The following is a 24,719-nucleotide window of genomic DNA, read 5'->3' as shown; positions in this document are numbered from 1 at the left end:
TATGCCATTTCAAACAGATGAACTTCGTACTCAGCCTCTAGGCCCAATGCCAACGCCAGCTGAGCTTACGACTGCTCACCCTATTACGGACGATGTTGCTGAACATATCGAGCAATCTCGTGCGCAGGTTGAAGCAATTTTAACTGGCAAAGATAAGCGCCTTTTAGTTGTTGTGGGACCATGCTCTGTACACGATACAGAAGCGGCATTGGATTACGCACAACGCTTAGCAAACATTCAAGAACAGTATAAAGATGAGTTGTTCATCGTTATGCGTACTTATTTTGAAAAACCGCGCACGATTGTGGGCTGGAAAGGCTTAATTACAGATCCTAATTTAGATGGCAGCTATGCACTTGAAGCTGGCTTACATAAGGCTCGTAAACTGCTCCTTGATATCAACAAACTGGGTTTAGCTACAGCGACTGAGTTTTTAGATATGATCACAGGTCAGTATATTGCTGATTTGATCACTTGGGGTGCTGTTGGCGCTCGTACAACTGAATCTCAAATCCACCGTGAAATGGCATCTGCATTATCATGTCCTGTCGGTTTCAAAAACGGTACAAATGGTAATATTCAAATTGCTATGGATGCGATTCGTGCAGCGAAAGCTTCTCACTTTTTCTACTCGCCAGATAAACAAGGCCGTATGACAGTTTACCGCACTGCAGGTAATCCATTTGGTCATGTGATCCTTCGTGGTGGTAATGATAAGCCTAACTTCGATATCGATTCTGTGACAGATGCCTGCCAACGTTTAGCGGATGTTGATTTGCCTCCTCACCTAATCGTTGACTTTAGCCATGCTAACTGTCAGAAAAAACACCGCCGCCAGCTTGATGTAGCCAAAGATATTTGTGCTCAAATCGAATCTGGTAGCAACAAAGTTGTTGGTATTATGGCTGAAAGCTTCATTGTTGAAGGCAACCAACCAATGACGGATTTAAATAACCTAACTTATGGTCAATCTATTACAGACCCATGTTTAAGTTGGGAAGATACCGTGGCTATGTTAGACATGTTATCGAATACTATTAAAACATCTCGTTAATTTAAGGATTAAAACTATGCCTGCTTTTGATATTGTCTCTGAAGTTGATAATGTAGAACTGAAGAATGCGGTTGATAACGCAACACGTGAACTTGCAACTCGCTTTGATTTTCGTGGCGTTGACGCTAGCTTTGAACTTAAAGGCGAAAACATCAAAATCAAAGCTGAAGATGATTTCCAACTGTCTCAACTAGTTGATATTCTTCGTGGTAACCTAGCAAAACGTGGCGTTGATGCTCGTGCTATGGATATCAAAGATGCGGTTCACTCAGGTAAGAATTTTTACCAAGATATCGATTTTAAACAAGGTGTTGATACACTAATTGCTAAGAAATTAGTAAAAGAAATCAAAGCATCTAAAATCAAAGTTCAAGCAGCGATTCAAGGTGAACAACTGCGTATCACTGGTAAAAAGCGTGATGATCTACAAGCGGTAATGGCACTAGTTCGTGAAGGTGATTTTGGTCAACCTTTCCAATTCACTAACTTCCGTGACTAATTACTGTTAGTTTAAGTTTGATAGATAAAAAAAGCGCCTCTACTTTTCAGTGAGGCGCTTTTTATACCAATGTAACTAATTAGGTGATCTATTTATTACGCAGGAAAATCACTTAAGAGTAAGGCAAAAATTCTTATAAGTAGTTATTCTACAATAATAATTTTTAACGCAACTATTGAGTGATTTAACCTGTAATAATGAACAACTAATTAATAGAATTGGTATTATTATTTACTGTTCAATTCTATTCGCTTATCAAACGTTCAAATTCGTCAATTTGGTTACTAACTCTATCCAAACTCTGCTGCCAAAATGTCTCTTGTGTTAAGTCCATTTGTAGGTGTTTTTGTACTACTTCTTCAGCTCGCATGATTCCTGTATCTCTTAAAAGATTAATATAATCTCCATAGAAATCAGCCCCTTTCGCTTCTCTTTGTGCATACACACCAATACTGAATAAATAACCAAATAAGTATGGGTAGTTGTAGAAACTTACTTCAGGAATACTGAAATGCAATTTGCTTGCCCAGAAAAGTGAATCCGCTTCATTCATTGAGTCACCATACCACTCCTCCCAAGTGACACGCATTAGCTCAGATAAATCTTCGGCACCAAGCTCTTTTGATGAACGCAGCTCATAAAATGCTTTTTCGAACTCATAACGAACAGGAATATTAATCGTCAATGCCAATGCTGATGACAACTCTTCCCATAACATTTCAATTTTATCTTCTTTGGTTTTCGCTTTTGCAAGCAAAGCATCACGTACTACGTTTTCAGCAAATATAGATGCTGTCTCAGCAAGTGTCATTGGGTAACGTGTCGTGCACAATGGCATGTCTCGCATTACCCAGTTATGAAATGCATGACCGAGTTCGTGAGCAAGAGTAAGCACATCAGACATGCTGTTACCCCACGTCATGAAGACCAATGGCGTACGTGAGTCAGCAAACTTTGTACAATAAGCACCAAGACGTTTGGTTTCTTGTGGTGCTGCATCTATCCAACCGTTTTTCACCATTACATCAACAAAATCAGCCATCTCTTGTGATACACCTGAAAATGCATCTTTTATGATATCAATGGCTTCATCAAAACTATAATTAGAAGCGTCTCCAACTAATGGTGGCATTGATGCAAGTTGATCCCAAGGCGTTAGCTGCTCTGTTCCAAACATTTTGGCCATTAATCGCCCAGCTTTTTGTCCTACTTCTCGATTCTTTTTCGCCACAGACATCATACTATCTAGCGTGGCTTGCTCGATTCGGCTGCCATGTAAACTTGGCTCAAGAAAGTGAACCGATTTTTCTTTACTGCGCTTTTGATATTCAGTTAAACGCCAACCCGCTAGCGCATTTAAGATGGCAGAGAAACTCTCTTGATTCTGTTTCATACCTTGTTGAATCGCTCGCCACGCAGGTTCTCTACGTAAGGTGTCACTGCCGTATAAAATGCTTGCTGCTTGTGACAGTCCCATCACTTCTTCTGTACTATCAGCAAGTTCCAATGTGACCTTCATAGAGCCTGTTATATTATCGTATAACTTACCCCATGCATTTTTACCATCAACACTCATCGCAGACAGCAATTGCTCCTCTTTTACACTTAAGCGGTTTTCAACAAGCTTGCGCTCTTCTTCAAGCAGAAAACGATGTGCATTCAGTTCTTCATTTTCTGAAATGATCTGCTCAAACTGTTCAAGAGGTGAATTTACGATACTATCTAAAAATGGGCTGAATACTTGTGATAATGCAGAGCCTAGCTTTGTCATGTGATTAACTAAAGCTTTTGCTTCGTTATTCGCAGAATCAACCGAGGCAATGCAGTTTGCATAACTGGCCACGGTTGCAAGATTCACAGTGATAGCTTCTTTCATTAAAATAGCGTGCTGCAATTGCGATACAGCGGCATCAGAGTCTAACTGCGGGAAATCGGCAATCTGTTGCTCTAATTGAGAAATAGTCTGTTTTAATTTCGGATCTTGAAGAGATTGGAATGCGATAGAAAGATCCCAGCTTGGTGCTGTCATAATAGTGTCCTTATATATTTTTCCTCTATCATATCAAGCTACTGTCCAAGGTAAAGCCTTCCACTTCATCGACTCAATTTATAAGACAGATAAGCATATTATTTACACTTTTGTACAAGCAAACACGCTCTATGGCCAATCTCTACATTGGCGTTAGGAAATACAACCGATTCGCCATCACTATTTGCTTTGTAGTGGTCAACACCATCAAGAGCTAATGACTCGCCCTCTTCAAAGTAGGTAAAGTTTGATAAATCCGCTGCAAAAGAGAACTCAAATTCATCACTTTTTTTCATAATGCTTCGAGTGACTTGATACTCAGCAATCTCTCTATTACTTAATTCTGTAGCATTCGTATCTGAAGAAGAAATAAATCGCTTTAACCCTTGAATAAAACCACTCAGCAACGAGAAATCATTCTCTCCCATTCGGGATACCTTCCCTAGCTCAACCGTTGCCGCATGTGCTCCATGATGCTCTGCGCTGTACCAACTAAAAGTAGATGCTGGCGCGTCTGAATATAAACATGCCTCTATCTGACTCTGTTTTAAAAATTGAAGTAATGGTTCAGAGCGTTGGTAATGACGATTAAAAGGATGTATTGCAAAAGTATAATGTTTAGAACGCCTAATCGCACAATGCAGATCTAAATGCCATTTTTCTTTTTCAGAATATTTAGCATAGAAATCATCAACAGATGACATTAATTGATTAGCAATAGCAACTTCTTGAATAGCATCGTCTGGTGCTTGGTGATGTAAAAACAATCGGTTTAAATTGGTATCAATGAATCGAATATGTTGATGCGTTGCTGCTGGATGCCCATAGATAAACAAACATGGATGCTGCAATACTAATGAGCCATCTTGAATATCGTTGATTATGTCATTAAGGATTTCAATTGGTGAGGTTTCATTTCCATGAATACCTGAAGATAAAACGATTGCTTTACTTGATGGATTTTTAGGCGCAATTTCGATGATTCCTCTAGTTAAATAATTAACTTGCGTTCCATTGTCTAATAACCAAGTTGTGCACTTTATTGGCTTAGAGAAATCCAGTGTGTCTTTAATAAATGCAATGCGATCCATCGGCACTTCCTGTTTTTAGTAAAACTTAATACTAAAAACTGTACCATTACAAAAACAAAACAATAACAAATTAAAAACAATTCTGTGATAACAACCTGAATAATACCAATCACTGTAGTAAATGATCAGAAATAGTTTCGATAAGTCGTTATTCTACAATCAAATAATTCAACGCAGTTATACTACGATTGGTATAAACCTTTCACTTCATAGAGTTAATATTACAGGCAATAAAAAAGCCATGTGATTAACTGCATCACACGGCTTCTCTCTTGTTCGCCTAAAATGGCAAGACTATTTTTCTACAGGTAGATTCTCTACACGAGCTTTCAGCTTCTGACCCGGTTTGAATGTTACAACTCGGCGTGCAGAAATTGGAATATCTTCCCCAGTTTTTGGGTTACGTCCAGGACGCTCACTCTTTTCGCGTAAGTCAAAATTACCAAATCCTGATAATTTCACTTGCTCACCACTCTCTAGAGCTTGCTTAATCTCTTCGAAAAATACTTCTACCGTTTCCTTGGCGTCGCGTTTACTTAATCCAACTTTTTCAAATAAGGTCTCAGCCAAATCAGCTTTAGTGAGTGCCATAAAAACTACCCTCAAGTTACGTTAGACAGAGTCACAGCATTGCTGTAACTGGAAACTGAACAGTTAGTACGATGCATCTGCATTGTTTAACTAATGACAGTGTATGCCAACCGACTGATTTTCGCCAACTTTTTTCTAAAATTTAATGCTGCATTTATGAGATAAAGATCAAGTTTATAAGTCTTATCTACTGAAATCTCTTATTATTTGCCATGCTAAGTTATTGAAATAATATCTAAACCTAAATATTTAAAAATAACAGGATAAAACTCTGTTTTTAACTCTGTGATAAAGGCCAAACTTTTATTAATAAATTTGAAGATAGTCCATCTATATGATTATGTTGTAGTTAGTTTTAGCCGCTAAATAGCCATAAACTCACGCTTATTGTGGTTTCAGGATTATATACTGAAAGCGCCTATTTCTTTACTGATTTAGCGTTAATAAGGTGGAGTTAATATGTTTCACATAAGATGCATGAATGTGTTATCAAGATTAATTTATAAATCTTAAATTTTGAATAAAAAAAATCCAGTACCAACAAATGTCAGTACTGGATCTTATATTCTTTCGTTAGAAAAGAAGTATATTAGTCACGCAGTGTTGCTGAGAACTTCTCACCAATTGCAGCAACGATAGCATCAACAGCTGAAGTGATATCAGCCTCTTCTAGCGTACGCTCAACAGATTGAAGTGTCAGTGCGATTGCAAGACTCTTCTTACCTTCTTCAACGCCTTGACCACGGTAAACATCGAACAGTTTCGCGCTAGTTAATAGCTCGCCACCTGATGCTAAACATTCAGCAACGATGTCACCAGAAGCAATTGCTTCGTCTGCAACGATCGCGATATCACGACGGTTTGCAGGGAACTTAGATACTGATGCAGCTTCTGGAATAACGCGAGTATTGATTGCGTCCCACTCGATTTCAAACATGATTGTACGACCGTTTAAGCCAAACTTACGCTCTAGCTCTGGGTGTACTGTACCAATGAAACCAACTTCTTTACCATCAACAACGATTGCTGCTGTTTGGCCTGGGTGAAGTGCTGGGTGCTTAGCCGCTTTAAACTCATACGCTAATTCGTTAGCAGTTAGTTCAAGAACCGCTTCTAAATCGCCTTTAAGATCAAAGAAATCAACTGTGTTTGTTGCGATATCCCAGTGTTCTTCACCACGAGTACCAGCGATGATACCAGCAAGCATCATTTCTTGACGCATGCCGTTTTCTGCTGATTCTTCTGGAATAAAACGCAGACCAGATTCGAATAAACGAACGCGTGGTTGTTGACGTTTTTGGTTATGAACAACGGTATTGATCAAACCAGTCCATAGGCTTAAACGCATCGCTGACATTTCAGCTGAGATTGGGAATGGCAGAATTAACGGCTCAATCTCAGGCACGATCAGTTTTTGTTGCTCTGGCTCTACAAAGCTGTAGGTAATTGCTTCGTGGTAACCACGGTCAACAAGAAGATCACGAACACGCTTAAGCGGTTGGTTTGCTTCTTTGTGATCGTTCATGTTTAGTGCAGCAACAGGCGCTTGGTTAGGAATGTTATTGTAACCGTAGATACGACCTACTTCTTCAATTAGGTCTTGCTCGATTGCAATATCAAAACGCCATGATGGAGAGCTTGCAGTCCAACCTGTGTCAGTACTTTCAACTGCACAACCTAGACGAGTAAGGATCTCAACCACATCTGTTGATGGGATGTGATGACCTAATAGACCATCTAACTTGCTACGACGTAATTCAACTGTGTTTGCTTTTGGTAAATCAGCTTCTGATTCAACAGCAACAACAGGAGCTACTTCACCACCACAAAGTTCAACTAGAAGCTGTGTTGCGCGCTCCATTGCTGCTGCTTGTAGCGTTGAATCAACACCACGTTCAAAACGTAGAGAAGAATCAGTGTGTAGACCGTATGCACGTGCACGACCACGGATGTGATCAGGTGCGAAGAATGCACACTCAAGCATGATGTCAGTTGTTTCAGAAGTAACACCAGACTCTTGACCACCAAAGATACCAGCGATTGCTAGTGCTTTATTTTGGTCTGCAATCACTAATGTGTTGTCGTTTAATTTTGCTTCGTTGCCATCAAGAAGAGTCAGTTTCTCATCTTGCTCAGCCATACGAACCACAATGCCACCGTCGATCTTAGCTAGATCAAACGCGTGCATAGGTTGGCCTTGCTCAAGCATTACGTAGTTTGTGATATCAACAATCGCATCGATTGAGCGAATACCACAACGACGCAGTTTCTCTTGCATCCAAATTGGTGTTTCAGCTTTAGCGTTTACGTTCTTGATAACACGACCAAGGTAACGTGGACACGCTTCAGTTGCTTTAACTTCGATAGATACTGCATCTTCAATGCTTGTCGCTACTGCTGCAATAGTAGGTTCTGTAACGTCTGCACGGTTAAGAACACCTACTTCACGAGCTAAACCACGAATGCTGAAACAGTCAGCACGGTTTGCTGTTAAGTCAACGTCGATAGCAACGTCGTTAAGTTCTAAAATATCACGAACATCTGCACCTAGTGTTGTACCTTCAGGTAATTCTAAAATACCTTCAGATTCAACATCGATACCTAGCTCAGAGAAAGAACAAAGCATACCGTGTGATGGAACGCCACGTAGTTTTGCTTTCTTAATTTTAAAGTTACCAGGAAGTACTGCGCCAACTGTCGCAACAGCAACCGTTAGACCAAGACGACAGTTAGATGCACCACAAACGATATCTAAAAGCTCTTCTTCGCCGATATCAATTTTAGTTACACGAAGTTTGTCTGCGTCTGGGTGTTGACCACACTCAACCACTTTACCTACTTTAACGCCGGTGAACTCACCAGCAACAGGTGCAACTTCATCAACTTCCAAACCAGCCATTGTGATTTGGTGAGCTAGCTCTTCGCTGTTAATAGCAGGTTTAACCCACTCGCGTAGCCAAGATTCACTGAATTTCATAAGTTTCTAGCCCCGAATTACTTGAATTGTTTAAGGAAACGAAGATCGTTCTCGAAGAACGCACGAAGGTCATTTACGCCGTAACGAAGCATAGTTAGACGCTCAACACCCATACCAAACGCAAAGCCTGAGTATTTTTCAGGGTCGATGCCAACAGAACGAAGTACATTAGGGTGAACCATGCCACAACCTAATACTTCTAACCATTTGCCATCTTTACGCTTAACATCAACTTCAGCAGAAGGCTCAGTGAATGGGAAGAATGAAGGACGGAAACGCACTTCAACTTCTTCTTCAAAGAAATTACAAAGGAAATCGTGAAGAATACCTTTAAGTTGTGCAAAGTTTACGTTCTCATCAACTAACATACCTTCCACTTGGTGGAACATTGGCGTGTGTGTTTGGTCGTAATCGTTACGGTATACACGGCCTGGTGCAATGAAACGGAATGGTGGTTTACCATTTTCCATTGTACGGATCTGAACACCTGATGTGTGCGTACGTAGCATTAGATCAGGGTTAAAGAAGAAGGTGTCGTGGTCAGTACGAGCTGGGTGATCTTCTGCAATGTTTAATGCGTCGAAGTTATGGAATGCATCTTCGATTTCAGGACCAGACTCAGTGCTAAAGCCTAGCTCGCCAAAAAATTGCTCAATACGCTCAACAGTACGAGTAACAGGGTGTAAACCACCGTTCTCGATACGACGGCCAGGAAGGCTCACATCGATAGTTTCAGCAGCAAGTTTTGCTTCAAGCTCAGCCGTTTGCAGTGCGTCTTTACGCTCTGTTAGCATTGCTTGTACTGCTTGCTTACCTTTGTTGATTAATTGACCCGCTTCACGACGCTCAGATGGGTCAAGTTTACCTAGACCTTGAAGTTGAAGTGTTAAGTGGCCTTTTTTACCTAAATATTGAACACGGACTTCGTCCAGAGCGACTAAAGAGCCAGCTTGTTCAATTTCTGCCGTTGCATTGGCAATGATCTCGTCTAGATGTTGCATCGTTTCCTCATCCACTTATAGGTGGTATCCGTTGCGAGTAAAATACATATAACAACACATAGTAATAAATCACAGCGCTAAATCCAAATTGAATTAGATAAAATATTCAATCTAATAGAAAAAAGTGCTTTTCTTAACCAATTGCTTACCCTATCTGCACTATTTCTTTCTTTTCCACTGTCTTTCTTCCCTATTTCAAATCAATTTTTGCTGCCATAGAACAAAAAACGAAAAGATCAAATGAAAATGATAGTAATTATCATTCGTAATATGTATTATCTCCGGCGAATTATGAGAGGACAACTTCAAAGGAAAAATTCATGTCTAATAAAAAAACATTTTTAGCAGCGTCTATTCTCGTTGCACTATCTCCCACTCTCCACGCTGAAACCTCATCAAATAAAGAAACAACCATGTTTGATGAAGTGGTTGTTTCTGCAACTCGTACAGAGCAAAGCATTAAAGACACATCAAGTTCGATTTCAAAAGTCACATCAGATGATATTGAAAAAACAATGGCAACCGACATTCAAGATGCTCTGAAATACACTCCTGGTGTGTCGGCTAATGGTGGTGGCCGTTTTGGGTTATCCGGATTTACCATTCGTGGTATGAGTGATAGCCGTATAAAAATGCTAGTTGATGGCGTTCAACAACCTACTCCTTATAACCCAGGTTCAAACGAACAACGTAAATACCCAAGTACGATTGAAATAGATACGCTAAAAGCAATTGAGGTAAATAAAGGGCCTTCTTCTACTCTATATGGCTCAGATGCACTTGGCGGAACAGTGCTAATGGAAACGAAAAATCCTGAAGATATCTTAAGAACCGATGGCGATGAAAACGCATTTGAAGTAAAAACTAGCTATAACAGCATTGATACAAGCTCAAAGACAACGGGCACATGGGCAATGCGTGCGGCAGAGTTAGAAACACTGATCATGCTAACGTATAAAAAAGGCAATGAATCACAAACTCATTCAAATGGTGCTGATATTGAAGGTCCTGATCGCGGTGCTGCTAACCCAGCCGATGCACAAATCGGTAACCTTCTTGCTAAAGCCTTTTACCAATTAAACGATTCACATCGCATCGGTGCTACTGTTGAATACTTCACCTCTCAATACGATGAAGATGAATTATCACAAAATGGTTATTCGATGATGAGTCGAGGCACCCCAATCATTACTTATTATGACAATTACAATAAAGATACAAACACTCGATTACGTGTTGGTTTAGAGCACGAATGGCAAGCGAATAATTCACTATTCGATACACTAGAATCAAAATTAAACGTGCAACAAACTGAATCATTGTCAGAAAACTACGATACTTCAACAGGTCCTTATGGTAGTGGTCGTCGTATGCGTGAACGTATTGCTACTGATGATTCTATCCAGTTTGACGCACAATTTGATAAAATTGCCGAGTTTGGAGAAGGATTCCATCAAATCACTTATGGTGTAAGCTTTAGACAAAACAAGTTCGCAACTGAAAACACCGATTATAAATACGACAAAGGCACCGTTGGACCGGGCCATACCGATATGCCTGATGCAACAATGACTCAATACGGTATTTTTGCACAAGACCAAGCTTTCTTATTCAATGAACAATTAGTGCTAACAGCAGGTTTACGCTATGACTCATTCAAAGCAGAACCTGAAACCAATGAAGGCTTTAAAACCGAATATCCTGATAGTCAAAATGACGCTTTCACAGCTAAGCTAGGTTCGGTTTATCATATCAATAATAATTTCAGCGTACTTGGTCAAATTAGCCAAGGATTTAAAGCCCCTACTCTGCAAGATATGTACTACTTTTACGATAGTGGCGCTGTCATCGATGCAAATCCAGATCTAAAAGCAGAAAGCAGTATTTCGTATGAAGCAGGTATTCGAGCTCAATCTAATGCCGCACAACTTGAGTTAATTGCTTTCTATAATGATTATTCCGATTTCATCAACCAAAAATACATAGGTAAAGTCGTTGGTGGCCCGAACGACGGTAAAGAGCATTATACAAAAGAGAATATCGATTCAGCAGAAATTTACGGTATTGAATTTAACTCAACGTATTTATTAGATGAAGCCTTCAATGCGCCTCAAGGCACGTACTCTAAATTGAGCATTGCTTACGCAGAAGGTCGAGATAAAAAGACGGGAGCTCCGATAGACAGTGTTGCTCCTCTTACTTCAAACCTAGGCTTAGGTTATGACTCAGTTGGTTACACTTACGGTGCTTTATTAAACATTAATATGGTTGCTGGCAAAGACAAATGGTCAAACGTTGGCAATGAAAACATCAATGTTGCAGGCTACACCTTGGTTGATTTAACCGCTTACTATAAACCAATGAAGGATTTAACTCTTCGTGGTGGTTTATTTAATGCATTTGATAAACAATACTGGCTATACAACGACATGATTGGAACCGAAGTTGGTGAGGAAGGAATTGACCGACAGGCTCAAGCAGGTCGTAACTGGGGCATTGAGTTAGACTATAAATTCTAAAAATAAATAGCACTCAACGTTAATTGGCTAGTTCAAAGCGGCGTCATCGCCGCTTTTTTTATGTTTGTTGTATTATGATTTTACTATTTCGAGGGTTCAAATGGACCGTAGTTATCTATTTCTTTAGGGTGATATATTTCAACGTATCTACTTTTACGAAACACACTCAATAAATGTTTCTTTATTTCTTCTCGGTCTTTAGGAAAATAAAATAACCATTCGTATGAAGCATATAAGTCATATGGATGGCTTATAATTGCAAAAGTATCCTCTTTTCTAATATCAAATAATGTATATTCATCAGAAAAAAGTATGTATGACTTGCTGATTTTTGACTCAAACCCTGTCATTTTAAATGACAACAATGCACAAGCACCAGCTCCAATAAAAGCCATTGGCCCTATTATAGTTACAGCAAAAAAACTTACCGCCACACCAAACCAAGCAAAACCTCTCATCACTTTATACGCCATTTCAGGGATTATCTGCTCTGTTGTAAAGTGAATGCCTTTTTTCGTTAAAAAATAATGATGCTGATTATCTGCCAGAAATAAATAACGAATAACAAAAGTCATTATTAAACCAATAAAAAACAATACTGGAACCGCATCCATATCTTGTATTAGTAATAATAAAAAACTATAACCAAAAAAAGGAATACCTAAAGATACAAACCAACGCAGCTTATTCCCCAACCTGTCACATCTAATTGCTTCCCACTGATAAATAACCTTAGCGTTATAAAGATCATTCTCAAGTTCTAATTCATTGTCTTTATCATGCATTATTTAGCACATCCTTTACGACTTCACATCAATCCTGATCTGCTGGATGTAAGAATTCATTAAACTTTTCGTGTTCACAAATATCTTCAACACTCATAACTTCAAAAAAATATCCATTTGGATAAAATATTTTTATTGTATTAAAAATTTCTTCTACGTTATCTTTATTACAAAAAAAACCCATCGAAGAGCAGGTATCATTAGTGTTTGCTGTAATATCTATATAATTTTCTTTGCTTGTTTTAAATATCACTGACTCATCAAAATACAAACTTTCAAACAACATAGGTTTCAATCTAAAGTTAACCAGTTTGAATGAGAGTAACGCACTCGCTCCAGCTCCAACAAACGCCATAGGGCCAACAAAAACAACTGCAACTAAACATACTACGACACCCACTCGACCTATCATTCGTATACATTGATAAGCATACTCAGGTACCACATCTGCCTGCTCGGTTAATATTCCGTTTTTAGTGAACTTGTAAATCCGCTTTATGTCTGCAGAAGCAAAAAAAATTAAAAATAGTGTCATTATGGTTCCACCACCACCAAATATAATGGCTTCACCTGCGTCTATTCCATCATCACTAAAATCATATAAAAACCAAAGCATCACACTGAAAAAACCGGCAGCCGCAAAATACCCTAAATATTGATGCTCTATGGTTTCATACTCATAAAGCACTTCTTCGTTATATAAGGCCATTCTCATGGTTTCTATTTTGTTTGTATTATCTATATCTTTATGAGTTAGCATTGTTTATGTTCAGGTTTTCAGAGGGTTCAAATGGAGCATAGTCATAAATATCATCTGGATGGTTAATGATTTTATAATGACTTTTTTTAATCACCTGAAGTAATTGTTTTTTTATTTCATTTCTATCTTCAAGAAAATAATACAAGCGATAACATGAATCATATATATCATGTGGATGACTTATTATTGAAAAAGTATTTTCTTTCTGAATATCAAATACAGTATATTCATCTACAAAATATACAAAAGAACTGCGAGGTACTGATTTAAAACCAGTCATTTTAAATGACAGCAATGCACAAGCGCCAGCTCCAATAAAAGCCATTGGCCCTATTATAGTTACAGCAAAAAAACTTACCGCCACACCAAACCAAGCAAAACCTCTCATCACTTTATACGCCATTTCAGGGATTATCTGCTCTGTTGTAAAGTGAATACCTTTTTTCGTTAAAAAATAATGATGTTGATTATCTGCCAGAAATAAATAACGCGATACTAATGCCATAGCTATGCCCATTAGCAATAATGGAATTATCGTTTCGCTATCTTTAATTAGTAAATATAGGCCACCATAAACAATTAATGACGAGCCAATAGCAATCATCCAGCGCAAAGCATAACTAGCTCTATCGCACCTAATAGCTTCCCATTGATAAATAATAGGTAACTCATGAAGTTCACGCTCAAGTTCTAATTCATTGTCTTTATCATGCATTATTTAACTTCATCCCTTACTATTTCACATCAATCTTGATCCATTGGATGTAAGAACTCTTTAAATTTTTCATGCTCATAAATATCATCTTCTTCCTCTACCTCATAAAAATAACCATTTGGGTAGAATTCCCTCAAGGTATTAAAAATATCATCTACATTTTCTTTATTACAAAAAAGACCATTTAACGACAATAGAAAGTTAGCATTGGGAACGACCGTTATATAATTTATCTTTGATGATTTTATTATTACTGATTCATCAAAATACAAACTTTCAAACAACATAGGTTTCAGTCTAAAGTTAACCAGTTTAAATGAGAGTAACGCACTGGTCCCAGCTCCAATGAACGCCATAGGGCCAACAAAAACAACGGCAATCAAACATACAACGACACCCACTCGACCTATCATTCGTATGCATTGATAAGCGTACTCTGGTACCACATCTGCCTTCTCAGTTACTATTCCGTTTTTAGTGAATTTGTAAACCCGCTTTATGTCTGCAGAACCAAAAAAGATAAAAAACAATGTCATGAAAATGGTAAGTAAACTAAATGCCACCACACCACCTGTATCTAGCATATCTTGACTAAAGTCATATAACATCCAACTCATAACACTAAAAAAACCAACACCAGCAAAATATCCCAAATATTGATGCTCTATGGTTTCATACTCATAAAGCACTTCTTCGTTGTATAAATCCATTCTCATGGTTTCTATTTTATCGTTATTATCTATATCTTTATGAGTTAGCATTATTTAACCTCACAATCTCCATATCTAAATTTTCTTTTTTTAAATAATCATTAAATGAAATAACCTTATTTACATTTAGCTTTATATCTCCACTACCACCTTGAAATCCAGAATAAGAAATAACATGAGGAGTTCTATTAGCTAAAACATCTAAATAAATGGTTATATTGGAAATAACTTCTGAATTGTTACGTTCAATTTTCATTTTATAACAATTATTATCATTGTTTACTTTAGTGAAGTTGGCTTCAACTTCTGATTGGTTGACCTCATTATTTCCAATGAAATTATAATGTTTTATTGCTTTTTTAGATGTGCTTTTAATCACTTTAATTCCAAACCATTTATCAGATAAGTAATCAGGTAACTCAATTGTTAATGTCCATTGTTTGTCTGAATCAGAAATTGACTGATACGTTCTAACTATTCCAGTGTTTATCTGGGCTACTGGTTTATTTAATATGTTTTGCAAGTTAACTAATTCAATTTCTGGTGACCACTTAGCCGTCTTTGCTCCCCATATTGATTGCACTAACCACAACTCCATATCAGTTCGTTTAAACATATTAATGAATACCGTTGCAGCAATATAAATTACACCAAAAATAACCAACCCTATAACCATCCAAGGAGCAAAAATAGCACCAATGGTTCCATTCATAAAACATGATATTAATTGAGTAGAATAAATAAATGCTTGGCCTACTAATGATCCTGATTTTAGAATTTCTGCCATCCTTTCTTCTTTTGATAAAAGAGGACTATCTAAGCGCTTATAGACATAATAAATTTCAGATACACTGGCAATTAATCCAGTAACAGCTACTAATCGAGTTAGATTTACAAATTTAGTAATGAGTTTTTTATTTGCTTTAAGTGCTTGCTTCCTCTGTAGTTCTAATAAACGCTTATCTTTCATCACTTCAGCCCATGCCGCGTCTCTTGATACCAAGGCGCACGAATTTACTGTCCAAGAAGCCGTATAAACAAGCTCCGCGACGACTGATTTATATTCCTCTGTCGTCTTACTCTCTTGGTTTCTTTGAAGTAAATTTGAAAAAACGGTTATTGAGTTCCAAATGTTTAATGCTGCAACAGCCCCATTCCAACTTGCTGATCCTTTCCACTTCCTTTCCGAAAAACTAACAAGATCTGCCTTTGTATTCTTATATGCAGCCCAACTATCTGCTACACCTTTATTGATTGCTCCTTTTATATTTAAGCTTGATCCATTTTGCGAAACCTTAAGCATTTGAGGCATGTTCTCTGAAATAAATTCAGACGCTTTTTGTACTAGCACCGCTGCAAATTGTTCTTTCCGAATAATCGCAGCCATTGTTTTACTGTTAGATAATAAAAACTGATCATATTTTTTATTAAATGCCGCCAGTTCTTTAGGGTAATTAGGGTTTACAGAAACAATAAAATGGCTATCTGCTAGATTTTCCATGATGAGAACTCTGAAGCGAGTCATAAAACTAAGTACACTGAATTGATTAGTACGAGGTTGAATTGCGTTGAGCATCTCCATCGAAGGTCGAAATTGCAGTATCGGATTGGCTTTATTACTGGCAATAAATGCGGCAAAAACGGCTTTAATATCGATATGAAGCAACTTGTACCAATCAGAATCTTGAATTCTTACGTCACCTGTTAATGTATCGAATTCTGATAACCGAGTATGCAGTGCGATCATGTCGCTTGGGCTGCTCATATTAAGTGCAGCCCCACCTTCAGAGTAAGTAGTTAACTCATCCACCACTTCTTTTGAATAAGCAAACGGGGCTAATGCTAATAAATTGTTTGGGTAACTCAGATCTAGCATTTTTTCTAAATAATGCTTAATTTCCGGAACATTAAAAGCCGATTGAACAAGCTCAACGGTTATTGGTGAAAATAGTTCGGATAAATAACGTTGACCAACCTCTGTTTGGTTATCAATTCCAAAATACATAGGATTGATACCCATCTGTTCAATGGCATCGGTTACCTCTTTATGTTGATAAACTAACTTACTATTTAATGTTTCTAATTCTGATAATTTATCGTATTGCTCAAATAGGTATTCATTTAATTCATTCCATCGAATTTCATCAAAATTTCGATATTGCCTTTTCCACTGAGAAGTATGTTCCTTTTTAATTTCAAAATTAAACCGCTCTTTTATGGCTTGTTTTTTCGCTTCTAACGCCTTATACCATGAGGTATTTTCTACCCCTTCGCCGACATGATATTCATAAGATGCTGAAGATTGTTGGACATTTTGCTCTTGGTATAAATACTCATTTATCTCTATTTCTAGCTTTAACCGTTCAATTGGATCTGATTTAATATGTTCAGGAAGTTGATCATCACTAAATGTTACCCTTGCTAAAGATCGTGTTAATTCAGCCATTTGAGCTTTGTACTCATCCTCCTCTGTTCCTTGTAGTTCAACAATACGCACGTATGTTTCTGACAACTTCAAAAACAAATCCGTTATATCTGCCAACTGATCATCCAGTGCGATATACAAAGCGCTGTTCTTTTCTAATAAATCGCATTGATAATCGGTTTCTAATACGGGTTTCTTATGAGTAGCGAGATGAAACTCATCATCAGAAGGATCATCGTCTTTTAATGGGGAACATGTTTTTTCAAACAAGACATCGGAGGGTTTGGGAGTTCCAATATCAGCAACAGCATGAACAAAATCACGCATGCCACCACCGTGTTCTATCTCTAATGTGTTTGAATAGGTTTTTAAGTCGACAGTTCGCATCCATTCATTGCGACACTGGTTATTTGAACGCATGTGCTCACATAAACGCCATGTCCAGCGTTGGTGAGAAAATGATATGGTTAATGTGTCATTCTTAGAGTAAGACAAACAGCTTTTAGCCTCTCCTGCTTGCCCTCTCTCTTCTGGTGCTTTATCGGCTTCATTTGAGCCCCAATCAATCTTAATGAATTGAGTGCCTTTTACCTGATATTCATGAAAGGTTTTATCTTTATTGCTATAAACGTAAAGCCAACCGTCTCTTAATTGTCTTAATGTATATTTTGAATGAGCAACATCAAAAAAACCGTTCCCTTTATGGGTATCAAGCAATGGGTGTTTTTGCTCTTTCTCTTCATCATCCATATCATCAATCGCATAACGAACTGGAACAATGTCAATAACGCCAAACTTTACAGGGCAAGACCCTGCTGGGTTTTTTGCGTCTTTTTTATTGCCACATTTGGCTGCATTGTTTTCTTCGCTCATTCTTGTAAATCCTTTTGCATAGATTGACGATATTGATAGGCTAAATCAGCCGCTTGTTTAATTCTTTGTGATGGGGTTTGCTGTGATGTTTGATAAATCAATTCTGTGATTTTTGGATATTTATCGGTTGTGATCGCTTCTTTTCCTAAATAGCCCATCACATTCATAAATAGACAGACGTCAGATTCATTTTGAAACCCTCTGCTATAAGCGGCCTCAAACCAATACTGAATCCATTTTTGTTTATCTGTCACGTCCACTAAACAATGTGGGAAGAAGTGCTCTACATGATTAAGCACATGGGCATAGGCATTTTCAGTTACTAACTCTCCTAACGCTTGCCATTGTTCGTCCGTTAAACGATAAGGTTTGACACTTTTCATCTCAGAGCAAGGCGATAAGTAATGCGCCCATCCCTTTTTATATGGAAGCCAAACTTCATCAATGTGTTGCCAATACCAATCAGTTCCTGTCGAGAATAAAACATTGGCACACCCTGAATGCGCAGATTTCAATATGATGGATGAACCGTAAGGCGACTGAACCTTAATCACGCCTCTTAAATGCTCTGCAAGGCTTTCTAGATCTAACGCCGAACTGAATAAGAAACCGTCTAGCTGACCACGTTGACTGTCAAACCACTGTGCAATAACAGGCGTTGCTTTTACCAAATAAGGAGAGACAGATATCATGTCATTCCAAGGCTCATACAAATAAAGAGGCTCTTGCTCAATCACCGTATCTAATTGATATAATTCTTTTAATACGTCTGCTCTCTGACATGTGTCTAGCATCAAATAAAAGGAGGTGAAGTCATCAATATTCAGAGAATCAAAACACTGCATTTCCATTATTCTTATTCCTGCTCTTGTTCACATTCTTCACAAACAGGATCCGATGTCTTTAGTGCTTCTATCTGATGAGCAGCGTTAATTTTACTTCTTGTGTATTCAGAGGCCGTTGCGATTGCAGCCGCACTGCCTGCCGTTTCACTCTGCTTCATAATAGGTTGTGTAGCTGTAATACCTGCATATCCACTACCGCTTCCTGCACTGCCGCCTTTATTTAAATCAATGGCCGTCCCCAATAGATGAATACCACCAGAATCAAGTTTCATGGTACTGCTGCCTGTGGTGATGGTCAGCTCACTGCCAGCATCAAGGACCGCTTTATTACCCACCTTAATGTGTAATTCTGTGCCTATTTGTTCAAGCCGACTGCCTTGGATCTTTTGTTGAACAGAGCCTAATACTTGCTGGTGTGCGTCACCTTTAATTGAGCTTAAATTATCTGATTGCACAGTCAGATGATTATCTTTGGTGATTTGATGAAATTGATCATGATGCACAACAGAGTGATCATCATTAAATATCTCACTAGTACGGTTGTTTTGAATTTGACTATCCATGTCTTTCGCCGCATGAATATAGATCTGCTCTGACGCATTTTTATCATCAAAACGTAATTCATTAAAATTATCTGCACCAATTGAGCTTGATGTTTTAAATGTGCTGCGTGTTTTATGCTCTGGCAATGTGTATGGTGGTTTATTATCCCCGTTATACAATGAACCTGTGATGATGGGTTTATCGGGATCTCCCTGAATAAAACTAACGATCACCTCGTGTCCTATTCTTGGTAGTACAAATTGACCGTATTGATTACCAGCCCAGCCTTGTGAGGTACGAAGCCAACAACTTGTTTTCTCATCCGCTTGACCATTTCTATCCCAATGAAATTGCACTTTTACTCGCCCATATTCATCACAATAGATCTCTTCATTCTCAGGACCCGTTACTATTGCGGTATCAATATTATGAATGCGAGGTTTCTCTATTTTTGCTAGACGGTAAGGAACTGACCAAGGAATACATTGAAAACGAGATTCAAAATGAGAGGTTCCCTCTGCAAGTTCTTCTAGCACTTGCGGTTGCCTCCCTTCATAATTCACTGAAGTAATTAACCAATTAGTATTCCACTCTTCTATCGGATGATGAGAGATAGGTTGAAAATAGCCTGGTATTAATTGCGGACTGTCACTCTCTCCATGCAATACGATTTGATTAGTGCGTTTTCTTTCAAGATAAAGGTTGGCTTGATTTAATGCTTGATAATCGTAACACTCTAACGCCTCTTCACTCGCAGTATCTTCTACTTGCTCTGTACTCTTTTCAGCGTTAATCATTTGCTTTGGTTGCTGAAAAACATAATCTTTTATTGCATATTTACCGATTTGAATGTTCTGTTCTTTAGCCAAAGAATAAATAACATCACTCTCCTGAACCATGCCATTTTCAGGCATAAATTCAAGTTCATGGAGATTAGTGTGTGTTTCTTTACCATCGGAAATAATTAATTTAGATTGCGACTCTGTATGTTCAAAGTAGGAAATTAATCCTTCTTCAGCCATTAAACGCTGTATAAATTGCGTATCAGTTTCACCATATTGCACACAATAATCTCGGTATTCATGAACATGATGAAGTTCAATTTCATAATGATGATTTAAAATGCCTGCTTTAGAATAAATTTCAGAAATGATGTCATGTACTGGTTTGTGTTGAAAAATCTGATAATTGTGACGAAGTGATAATAGAGAAAATACTGGAACTAACGACAATCGATACGTGCTAAATCTAAATGATGTACTGATCTGCTCCATGGATTGAATAACACCATGAACATAACGAGTATTGACATCACTATTTGCATTATATCCATAGATACTTAGTCGTGCAGGCAGTTGCAACCACTGTTCTAAAATAAGATCGGGATCTTCGCAGATAAAAGTAACGTCAAATTGGTAACTTTCACCTATTTTTTCTTCACCTGTAAATTCATAGACTTGGAGCGGTATATCTACCGTGGTTACGTTCAACTCAAACTTTGATTGATTTGCATCCTGCATGGTCAACTCAGCCCTTAATTAATAGATTAATCAGTTACTTAGTAAAATTCACACTGAATGATATCAAGTTAATATTTAGTTCCTAATTTGATGAATAAATATGCGATCGACGGCACTTCCACGCTTGAAAATCAATCAAACTAAAATTCATGCCAAAATTATTGGTCACTTATTCTGTTTACTACTTTTTCGAGTGAGATCTGATACCAATCATAATAAATACATGTTCTGCAATTTTATAATCAAAAACGCCAACGAAATTATCAAGCATTTTAACAAGTTAGAGAGCCCCGTAATTTACTACAATTAATATGGTATTCCAGATACAGAAAAAGCTCAAAATATTGAGCTTTAGTCTTAAATTCTATGGATGTTATGTAGCTGGAATTAAGCAGTTCTTTTCTTATGCCCTTCATCTAGGTGAACAAAGTCGACAAGATCATCACCACTTACTTGAAATGCTTGACCAAATCCTTTTACAAACAATCCTTGAATGGGTTTTAAACGGAACATTTTAAAGTCTTCCAACGAACTCAAGCCGTCGATAATATCGCCAAAGCGTTGTTTCATTTCATCAACCGCAAGCTGCCAATTAGCTTCTTCTCTATCAATTAAAATCGCCGTCGCATCAAACGTTAATCTTTTACGAGCGAATAATTGTTTCGATGAATCTTCATCTTCGACAAGCATTAACGATACATCTGGGTTTTGTAACAGGTTTCTTGCATGGCGTGCGATCTCTGAGATCAAGACATAGTAACCATCTTCTAATAAAACAAAAGGTGCGTAACTTACGTTTGGCTTTCCTTCGCAATCTACGGTTGCTAATTGAAGGGTTTTACGTGAGTCTCGAAACTCTTGAATTTCAGGGCCAAGACGACTTTGTAATCTTTCCTGCTTAACATTTGAGTTCATTTTTCTTTCCTTTTAAATTTGGTGCTGAGTTGTATGCTGAGCTGACTATTTTTTATTTATATTCTTGTTTTAAGACATTAAACGCTTCAACTTGTTCAGGAATAAGTTGACGCTTTTTATCTCGACCTAAATAGATCTTAAATACGGAATGCCCTTCATGATTAAAGAAGCCAAAGTAATGACTTTCTGTCCCTCTGAACGGTTTGCTAATTAATGCGATATCTTGAATTAAATCTAATTTTAAGTGACCGTGTAACTGCCCCTCTCGCCCCATCAGATTATAGTAACCATGTGCAACTTTCCCTTTTGGAAACGGCGCTTTCACTTCAAAGATAGAACCAAATGAATGCACGATGGTCGTTACATCACCAAAACCTACTAGCCCTTCTAAAATCTCTTGGGTTTTCAGGCCAGAAACCATAGTCACCATCTCTTTAGGTAATGATTTAACCACTTCGAATTCACTAATAGACAGTTGCTTAGCAATATCACTTGGTAATAATGATGGGTCATTTTCTAATAATTCGATAACGTGTTTATTCACTGGAATACTCTTATTATGTTGATTAAATTTATGCAGCATGTTCATTAAAAACAGGCTGTTTGTTCGTCATTGATAAAGCGGATATCACACTTTGTGCTAAAGTCACTGCCCAAAATTCACCCGCTAGCGTTAAACTTAAATAATCGGCATTAACCTTAACTAATCCATTGTTTTGCCACTGTTTAAATAATGGCATTAAGTATTGATAAACATCCTCTGACGTCTGCTGCATTAATGCTTTTCTTGATAGAACACCACGATCAAACCCTGCTTTAATCATTGAGAATAATCCTGCTGAAGAAGCGGATTGTGTCATCATTGCAATCGGCATTTGTTGAGCGTTAATTGACTGAATATACGCATCTAACGTTCGATGTTGCATAATGCCTACACCGCCAAGATTACCACCAGCACCACACCCCACTGGCAATACCTCTGCAGTGGTTTTAGCTAAACTATTATAGATGCTTCTTTCACGATTACTGCGTGCCCAATGGTTAACGCTCAAGCGATTAAGATGATGTTTGTTCATGAACTCCACACCATATTTATACATATAGGCTTTTTCTTCGGTTGATGCGGGTTGTGGCAATTTGCCTTTATCAATCATACCTTTCATAGGGGTTCCGCCCATTTCGATCAGCTGATAAAGATCAACACCATGTGCGTTTGTCTCTAAAAAATCGTTAAGATCTTGCTGCCAGATCTCGGAGGTTTGATAAGGAAGGCCATAAAGTAAATCAACCACAATGGGCGCTTGCTCTGAATCACTTAACTCTTGAATACGACGTAATACATACTCTTTATCATCAAGCCTCTTGGCTGAGCGTCTTACTTTTGTATTAAAACTCTGTACGCCAAATGAAAAACGATTAAAGCCACCTTCTAATGACTTATCAAACATCTCTTCATCAAAACGGTTAATTCGCCCTTCTAGCGTAATTTCACAATCAGGGGTTAATGGGAACTGAGAACGAATGGCTTTACCCAATTGTTCAATTTGATCTGCAGTAAGATCCGTAGGCGTTCCACCACCAATATATACCGCATGAAATGGCGCAGCTTGAGTCCAAGCGAGCTGTGCTTTCCATTTCAACTCAACTAATAAGGCATCAAAATATTCTTGTACTAGTTGCTTGCTTGAAGCGTGTTGAAAGAAATTGCAGTAAGTGCATCGCACACGACAAAAAGGGATATGTACATAAAGGCAACGATGTTTACTTATCTGTGTGGTTTCCGATGAAACGGAAGAAAAACGCTCATTAAACAAATCCGCCGAGATTGGTGTTGCGCCTCCCCCTGCATGAGCGGATGCTTTTCTTTGAAAGGCATACAGCAATGGCTCTGGTGTACTTTCACCGACAAGTGAAATAGGTAGCTGATTTAAGTCAATTTCTGTTCTCATGATTTCAATTCTTTTTAACTCGTTACTTCAAAGAGTTTTGCTTCTTTTTACATCATAAAGTATTTTTAAATGAGAATGCAATTGATAATTGATCTCATTCTTGTTTTGTTTATAATATTGTCATCTTAAAAAGTACTGAATTAAATGGAGACATTCGTGCTGAACTTTCGTTATCTAGCTGCAGCTGGTATTTCATTAGCTATTCATACCGCGCTTATTTGGTCTGTTCCTGAAAAAAAAGCCTTTGCTATGCCTACCGGTAGTACTTCATCACAAGTAAACATCCAGTTTGTCGCACCAAGTGTTCCTACCCCTCATCAGTCAGTACAAACGAAAAAAAATGAAGTAACAAAACCGAAAGAACAACCAAAGCAACAAAGCACTGTTGAAAAAACAGTTCAAAAACAAGTGCAAAAGAAGAAATCCACCAAACCTAAACCAAAAAAGAAAATGGTTAAAAAACCAAAAACGTCAAAGCCAATTGAAACTAAAAAAAACATTATTAAAGAAAAAGCAGAAACTAAGCCAACAACTAAAACGGCTAAGAAAACAGATAAACCTGTAGAAAAAGAATCAGCAGCAAAACCTGTTGCTTCTAAATCAGGGGCAACAGAAAAACCACAATTAGTCCAAAAACCGAGTTTCTTAAAACGCCCTGATGCACCACGTTACCCTCGCATAGCTCAGCGTAAAGGTATTGAAGGTACTGCGCTATATGAAATTTGGCTAAATGAAAATGGAAAACAAATTAAACAAGAGTTAATCACGTCATCAGGCGCACAAGTTCTCGATGAAGCCGCTCTTAATGCGATTCGTGATTGGCAATTTTCACCTCAAGTTATCAATGGCCAAGCGATTGCGCACCGTGTGCAGATCCCTGTCAGATTTTCACTAAATTAATCAGTTATACCGGATTTA

At 37.9% G+C, this 24,719-nt stretch carries 19 protein-coding genes; 4 read left to right on the top strand and 15 right to left on the bottom strand.

All coding sequences use genetic code 11. The features are described 5' to 3' along the window. Position 1 precedes the first annotated feature (1 nt). The gene (locus tag AVFI_RS06370; protein WP_011261854.1) at positions 2-1,054 is read left to right on the top strand and encodes a 3-deoxy-7-phosphoheptulonate synthase; all 1,053 of its coding nucleotides are present in this window, start codon (positions 2-4) and stop codon (positions 1,052-1,054) included. A 16-nt stretch (positions 1,055-1,070) separates the two neighbouring features. Next, positions 1,071-1,553 (top strand): YajQ family cyclic di-GMP-binding protein, encoded by a 483-nt coding sequence (locus AVFI_RS06365; RefSeq protein WP_005419131.1) that lies wholly within the window; start codon positions 1,071-1,073, stop codon positions 1,551-1,553. Between the two features lie 244 nt (positions 1,554-1,797). On the opposite strand, the gene AVFI_RS06360 is transcribed toward AVFI_RS06365, so the two are convergent. The 5 genes from AVFI_RS06360 to pheS all read right to left on the bottom strand — a co-directional run bounded on the left by AVFI_RS06360 (position 1,798) and on the right by pheS (position 9,242). Then, positions 1,798-3,582: a M3 family oligoendopeptidase gene (locus tag AVFI_RS06360; RefSeq protein ID WP_054775369.1), complete on the bottom strand. Its 1,785-nt coding sequence runs from the start codon at positions 3,580-3,582 to the stop codon at positions 1,798-1,800. Between the two features lie 98 nt (positions 3,583-3,680). Next, positions 3,681-4,673, bottom strand: coding sequence for a succinylglutamate desuccinylase (locus AVFI_RS06355; RefSeq protein ID WP_054775368.1), 993 nt, complete (start codon positions 4,671-4,673; stop codon positions 3,681-3,683). Positions 4,674-4,967: 294 nt separating this feature from the next. Beyond that, positions 4,968-5,264, bottom strand: a complete 297-nt coding sequence (gene ihfA / locus AVFI_RS06350; RefSeq protein WP_005419121.1) for an integration host factor subunit alpha — start codon at positions 5,262-5,264, stop codon at positions 4,968-4,970. Positions 5,265-5,853: 589 nt separating this feature from the next. After that, entirely contained in the window at positions 5,854-8,241 is a 2,388-nt protein-coding gene (gene pheT / locus AVFI_RS06345) for a phenylalanine--tRNA ligase subunit beta (protein WP_011261851.1), read from the bottom strand. A 17-nt stretch (positions 8,242-8,258) separates the two neighbouring features. After that, on the bottom strand, positions 8,259-9,242 hold the full coding sequence (gene pheS / locus AVFI_RS06340; protein ID WP_005419116.1) for a phenylalanine--tRNA ligase subunit alpha: 984 nt from the start codon (positions 9,240-9,242) through the stop codon (positions 8,259-8,261). Positions 9,243-9,562: 320 nt separating this feature from the next. Here pheS and AVFI_RS06335 point away from each other — a divergent pair, with 320 nt between their 5' ends. Then, complete coding sequence (locus AVFI_RS06335; RefSeq protein ID WP_188863452.1) at positions 9,563-11,761, top strand: TonB-dependent hemoglobin/transferrin/lactoferrin family receptor; 2,199 nt, start codon at positions 9,563-9,565, stop codon at positions 11,759-11,761. Positions 11,762-11,844: 83 nt separating this feature from the next. Here the strand turns inward: AVFI_RS06335 and AVFI_RS06330 are convergent, their stop codons facing one another. The 10 genes from AVFI_RS06330 to hutW form a co-directional block, all read right to left on the bottom strand. After that, positions 11,845-12,546: a hypothetical protein gene (locus AVFI_RS06330; protein WP_188863453.1), complete on the bottom strand. Its 702-nt coding sequence runs from the start codon at positions 12,544-12,546 to the stop codon at positions 11,845-11,847. Positions 12,547-12,574: 28 nt separating this feature from the next. Continuing rightward, a complete protein-coding gene (locus tag AVFI_RS06325; protein WP_054775367.1) occupies positions 12,575-13,306 on the bottom strand; it encodes a hypothetical protein in 732 nt (243 codons plus the stop codon). Continuing rightward, positions 13,293-14,021 (bottom strand): hypothetical protein, encoded by a 729-nt coding sequence (locus AVFI_RS06320; protein WP_188863454.1) that lies wholly within the window; start codon positions 14,019-14,021, stop codon positions 13,293-13,295. The genes AVFI_RS06325 and AVFI_RS06320 overlap by 14 nt, the downstream gene beginning before the upstream one ends. Positions 14,022-14,050: 29 nt before the next feature. Beyond that, positions 14,051-14,782 (bottom strand): hypothetical protein, encoded by a 732-nt coding sequence (locus AVFI_RS06315; protein ID WP_155661608.1) that lies wholly within the window; start codon positions 14,780-14,782, stop codon positions 14,051-14,053. Next, positions 14,769-18,029 carry a T6SS effector BTH_I2691 family protein gene (locus tag AVFI_RS06310; RefSeq protein WP_155661609.1) on the bottom strand — a complete coding sequence of 1,087 codons (3,261 nt, stop codon included), beginning with the start codon at positions 18,027-18,029 and terminating at the stop codon, positions 14,769-14,771. The genes AVFI_RS06315 and AVFI_RS06310 overlap by 14 nt, the downstream gene beginning before the upstream one ends. Then, a complete protein-coding gene (locus AVFI_RS06305; RefSeq protein WP_054775366.1) occupies positions 18,026-18,880 on the bottom strand; it encodes a DUF4123 domain-containing protein in 855 nt (284 codons plus the stop codon). The genes AVFI_RS06310 and AVFI_RS06305 overlap by 4 nt, the downstream gene beginning before the upstream one ends. Positions 18,881-18,885: 5 nt before the next feature. Then, positions 18,886-20,937, bottom strand: coding sequence for a type VI secretion system tip protein TssI/VgrG (tssI, locus tag AVFI_RS06300; protein ID WP_155661610.1), 2,052 nt, complete (start codon positions 20,935-20,937; stop codon positions 18,886-18,888). Positions 20,938-21,324: 387 nt separating this feature from the next. Then, positions 21,325-21,852, bottom strand: coding sequence for a heme utilization protein HutZ (gene hutZ, locus AVFI_RS06295; RefSeq protein WP_012534214.1), 528 nt, complete (start codon positions 21,850-21,852; stop codon positions 21,325-21,327). 52 nt (positions 21,853-21,904) lie between these two features. Continuing rightward, complete coding sequence (hutX, locus tag AVFI_RS06290) at positions 21,905-22,435, bottom strand: heme utilization cystosolic carrier protein HutX (protein ID WP_054775365.1); 531 nt, start codon at positions 22,433-22,435, stop codon at positions 21,905-21,907. After that, positions 22,425-23,801 carry a heme anaerobic degradation radical SAM methyltransferase ChuW/HutW gene (gene hutW, locus AVFI_RS06285; protein WP_065604938.1) on the bottom strand — a complete coding sequence of 459 codons (1,377 nt, stop codon included), beginning with the start codon at positions 23,799-23,801 and terminating at the stop codon, positions 22,425-22,427. Before hutW ends, hutX begins: the two co-directional genes overlap by 11 nt. A 156-nt stretch (positions 23,802-23,957) precedes the next feature. Here hutW and AVFI_RS06280 point away from each other — a divergent pair, with 156 nt between their 5' ends. Next, positions 23,958-24,701, top strand: coding sequence for an energy transducer TonB (locus AVFI_RS06280; protein ID WP_188863455.1), 744 nt, complete (start codon positions 23,958-23,960; stop codon positions 24,699-24,701). Positions 24,702-24,719: the final 18 nt, after the last annotated feature.

Origin of the sequence: Aliivibrio fischeri ATCC 7744 = JCM 18803 = DSM 507, from assembly GCF_023983475.1 — a bacterium.
In the GTDB taxonomy this organism is placed as follows: domain Bacteria; phylum Pseudomonadota; class Gammaproteobacteria; order Enterobacterales; family Vibrionaceae; genus Aliivibrio; species Aliivibrio fischeri.
This window is presented reverse-complemented; position numbering and strand designations above follow the sequence as displayed.

Bases quoted from the DNA above. Each gene is read 5' to 3' on its own strand.
- AVFI_RS06370 (WP_011261854.1), top strand. From the start codon at position 2: ATGCCATTTCAAACAGATGAACTTCGTACTCAGCCTCTAGGCCCAATG.
- AVFI_RS06365 (WP_005419131.1), top strand. From the start codon at position 1,071: ATGCCTGCTTTTGATATTGTCTCTGAAGTTGATAATGTAGAACTGAAG.
- AVFI_RS06360 (WP_054775369.1), bottom strand. From the start codon at position 3,582: ATGACAGCACCAAGCTGGGATCTTTCTATCGCATTCCAATCTCTTCAA.
- AVFI_RS06355 (WP_054775368.1), bottom strand. From the start codon at position 4,673: ATGGATCGCATTGCATTTATTAAAGACACACTGGATTTCTCTAAGCCA.
- ihfA (WP_005419121.1), bottom strand. From the start codon at position 5,264: ATGGCACTCACTAAAGCTGATTTGGCTGAGACCTTATTTGAAAAAGTT.
- pheT (WP_011261851.1), bottom strand. From the start codon at position 8,241: ATGAAATTCAGTGAATCTTGGCTACGCGAGTGGGTTAAACCTGCTATT.
- pheS (WP_005419116.1), bottom strand. From the start codon at position 9,242: ATGCAACATCTAGACGAGATCATTGCCAATGCAACGGCAGAAATTGAA.
- AVFI_RS06335 (WP_188863452.1), top strand. From the start codon at position 9,563: ATGTCTAATAAAAAAACATTTTTAGCAGCGTCTATTCTCGTTGCACTA.
- AVFI_RS06330 (WP_188863453.1), bottom strand. From the start codon at position 12,546: ATGCATGATAAAGACAATGAATTAGAACTTGAGAATGATCTTTATAAC.
- AVFI_RS06325 (WP_054775367.1), bottom strand. From the start codon at position 13,306: ATGCTAACTCATAAAGATATAGATAATACAAACAAAATAGAAACCATG.
- AVFI_RS06320 (WP_188863454.1), bottom strand. From the start codon at position 14,021: ATGCATGATAAAGACAATGAATTAGAACTTGAGCGTGAACTTCATGAG.
- AVFI_RS06315 (WP_155661608.1), bottom strand. From the start codon at position 14,782: ATGCTAACTCATAAAGATATAGATAATAACGATAAAATAGAAACCATG.
- AVFI_RS06310 (WP_155661609.1), bottom strand. From the start codon at position 18,029: ATGAGCGAAGAAAACAATGCAGCCAAATGTGGCAATAAAAAAGACGCA.
- AVFI_RS06305 (WP_054775366.1), bottom strand. From the start codon at position 18,880: ATGGAAATGCAGTGTTTTGATTCTCTGAATATTGATGACTTCACCTCC.
- tssI (WP_155661610.1), bottom strand. From the start codon at position 20,937: ATGCAGGATGCAAATCAATCAAAGTTTGAGTTGAACGTAACCACGGTA.
- hutZ (WP_012534214.1), bottom strand. From the start codon at position 21,852: ATGAACTCAAATGTTAAGCAGGAAAGATTACAAAGTCGTCTTGGCCCT.
- hutX (WP_054775365.1), bottom strand. From the start codon at position 22,435: ATGCTGCATAAATTTAATCAACATAATAAGAGTATTCCAGTGAATAAA.
- hutW (WP_065604938.1), bottom strand. From the start codon at position 23,801: ATGAGAACAGAAATTGACTTAAATCAGCTACCTATTTCACTTGTCGGT.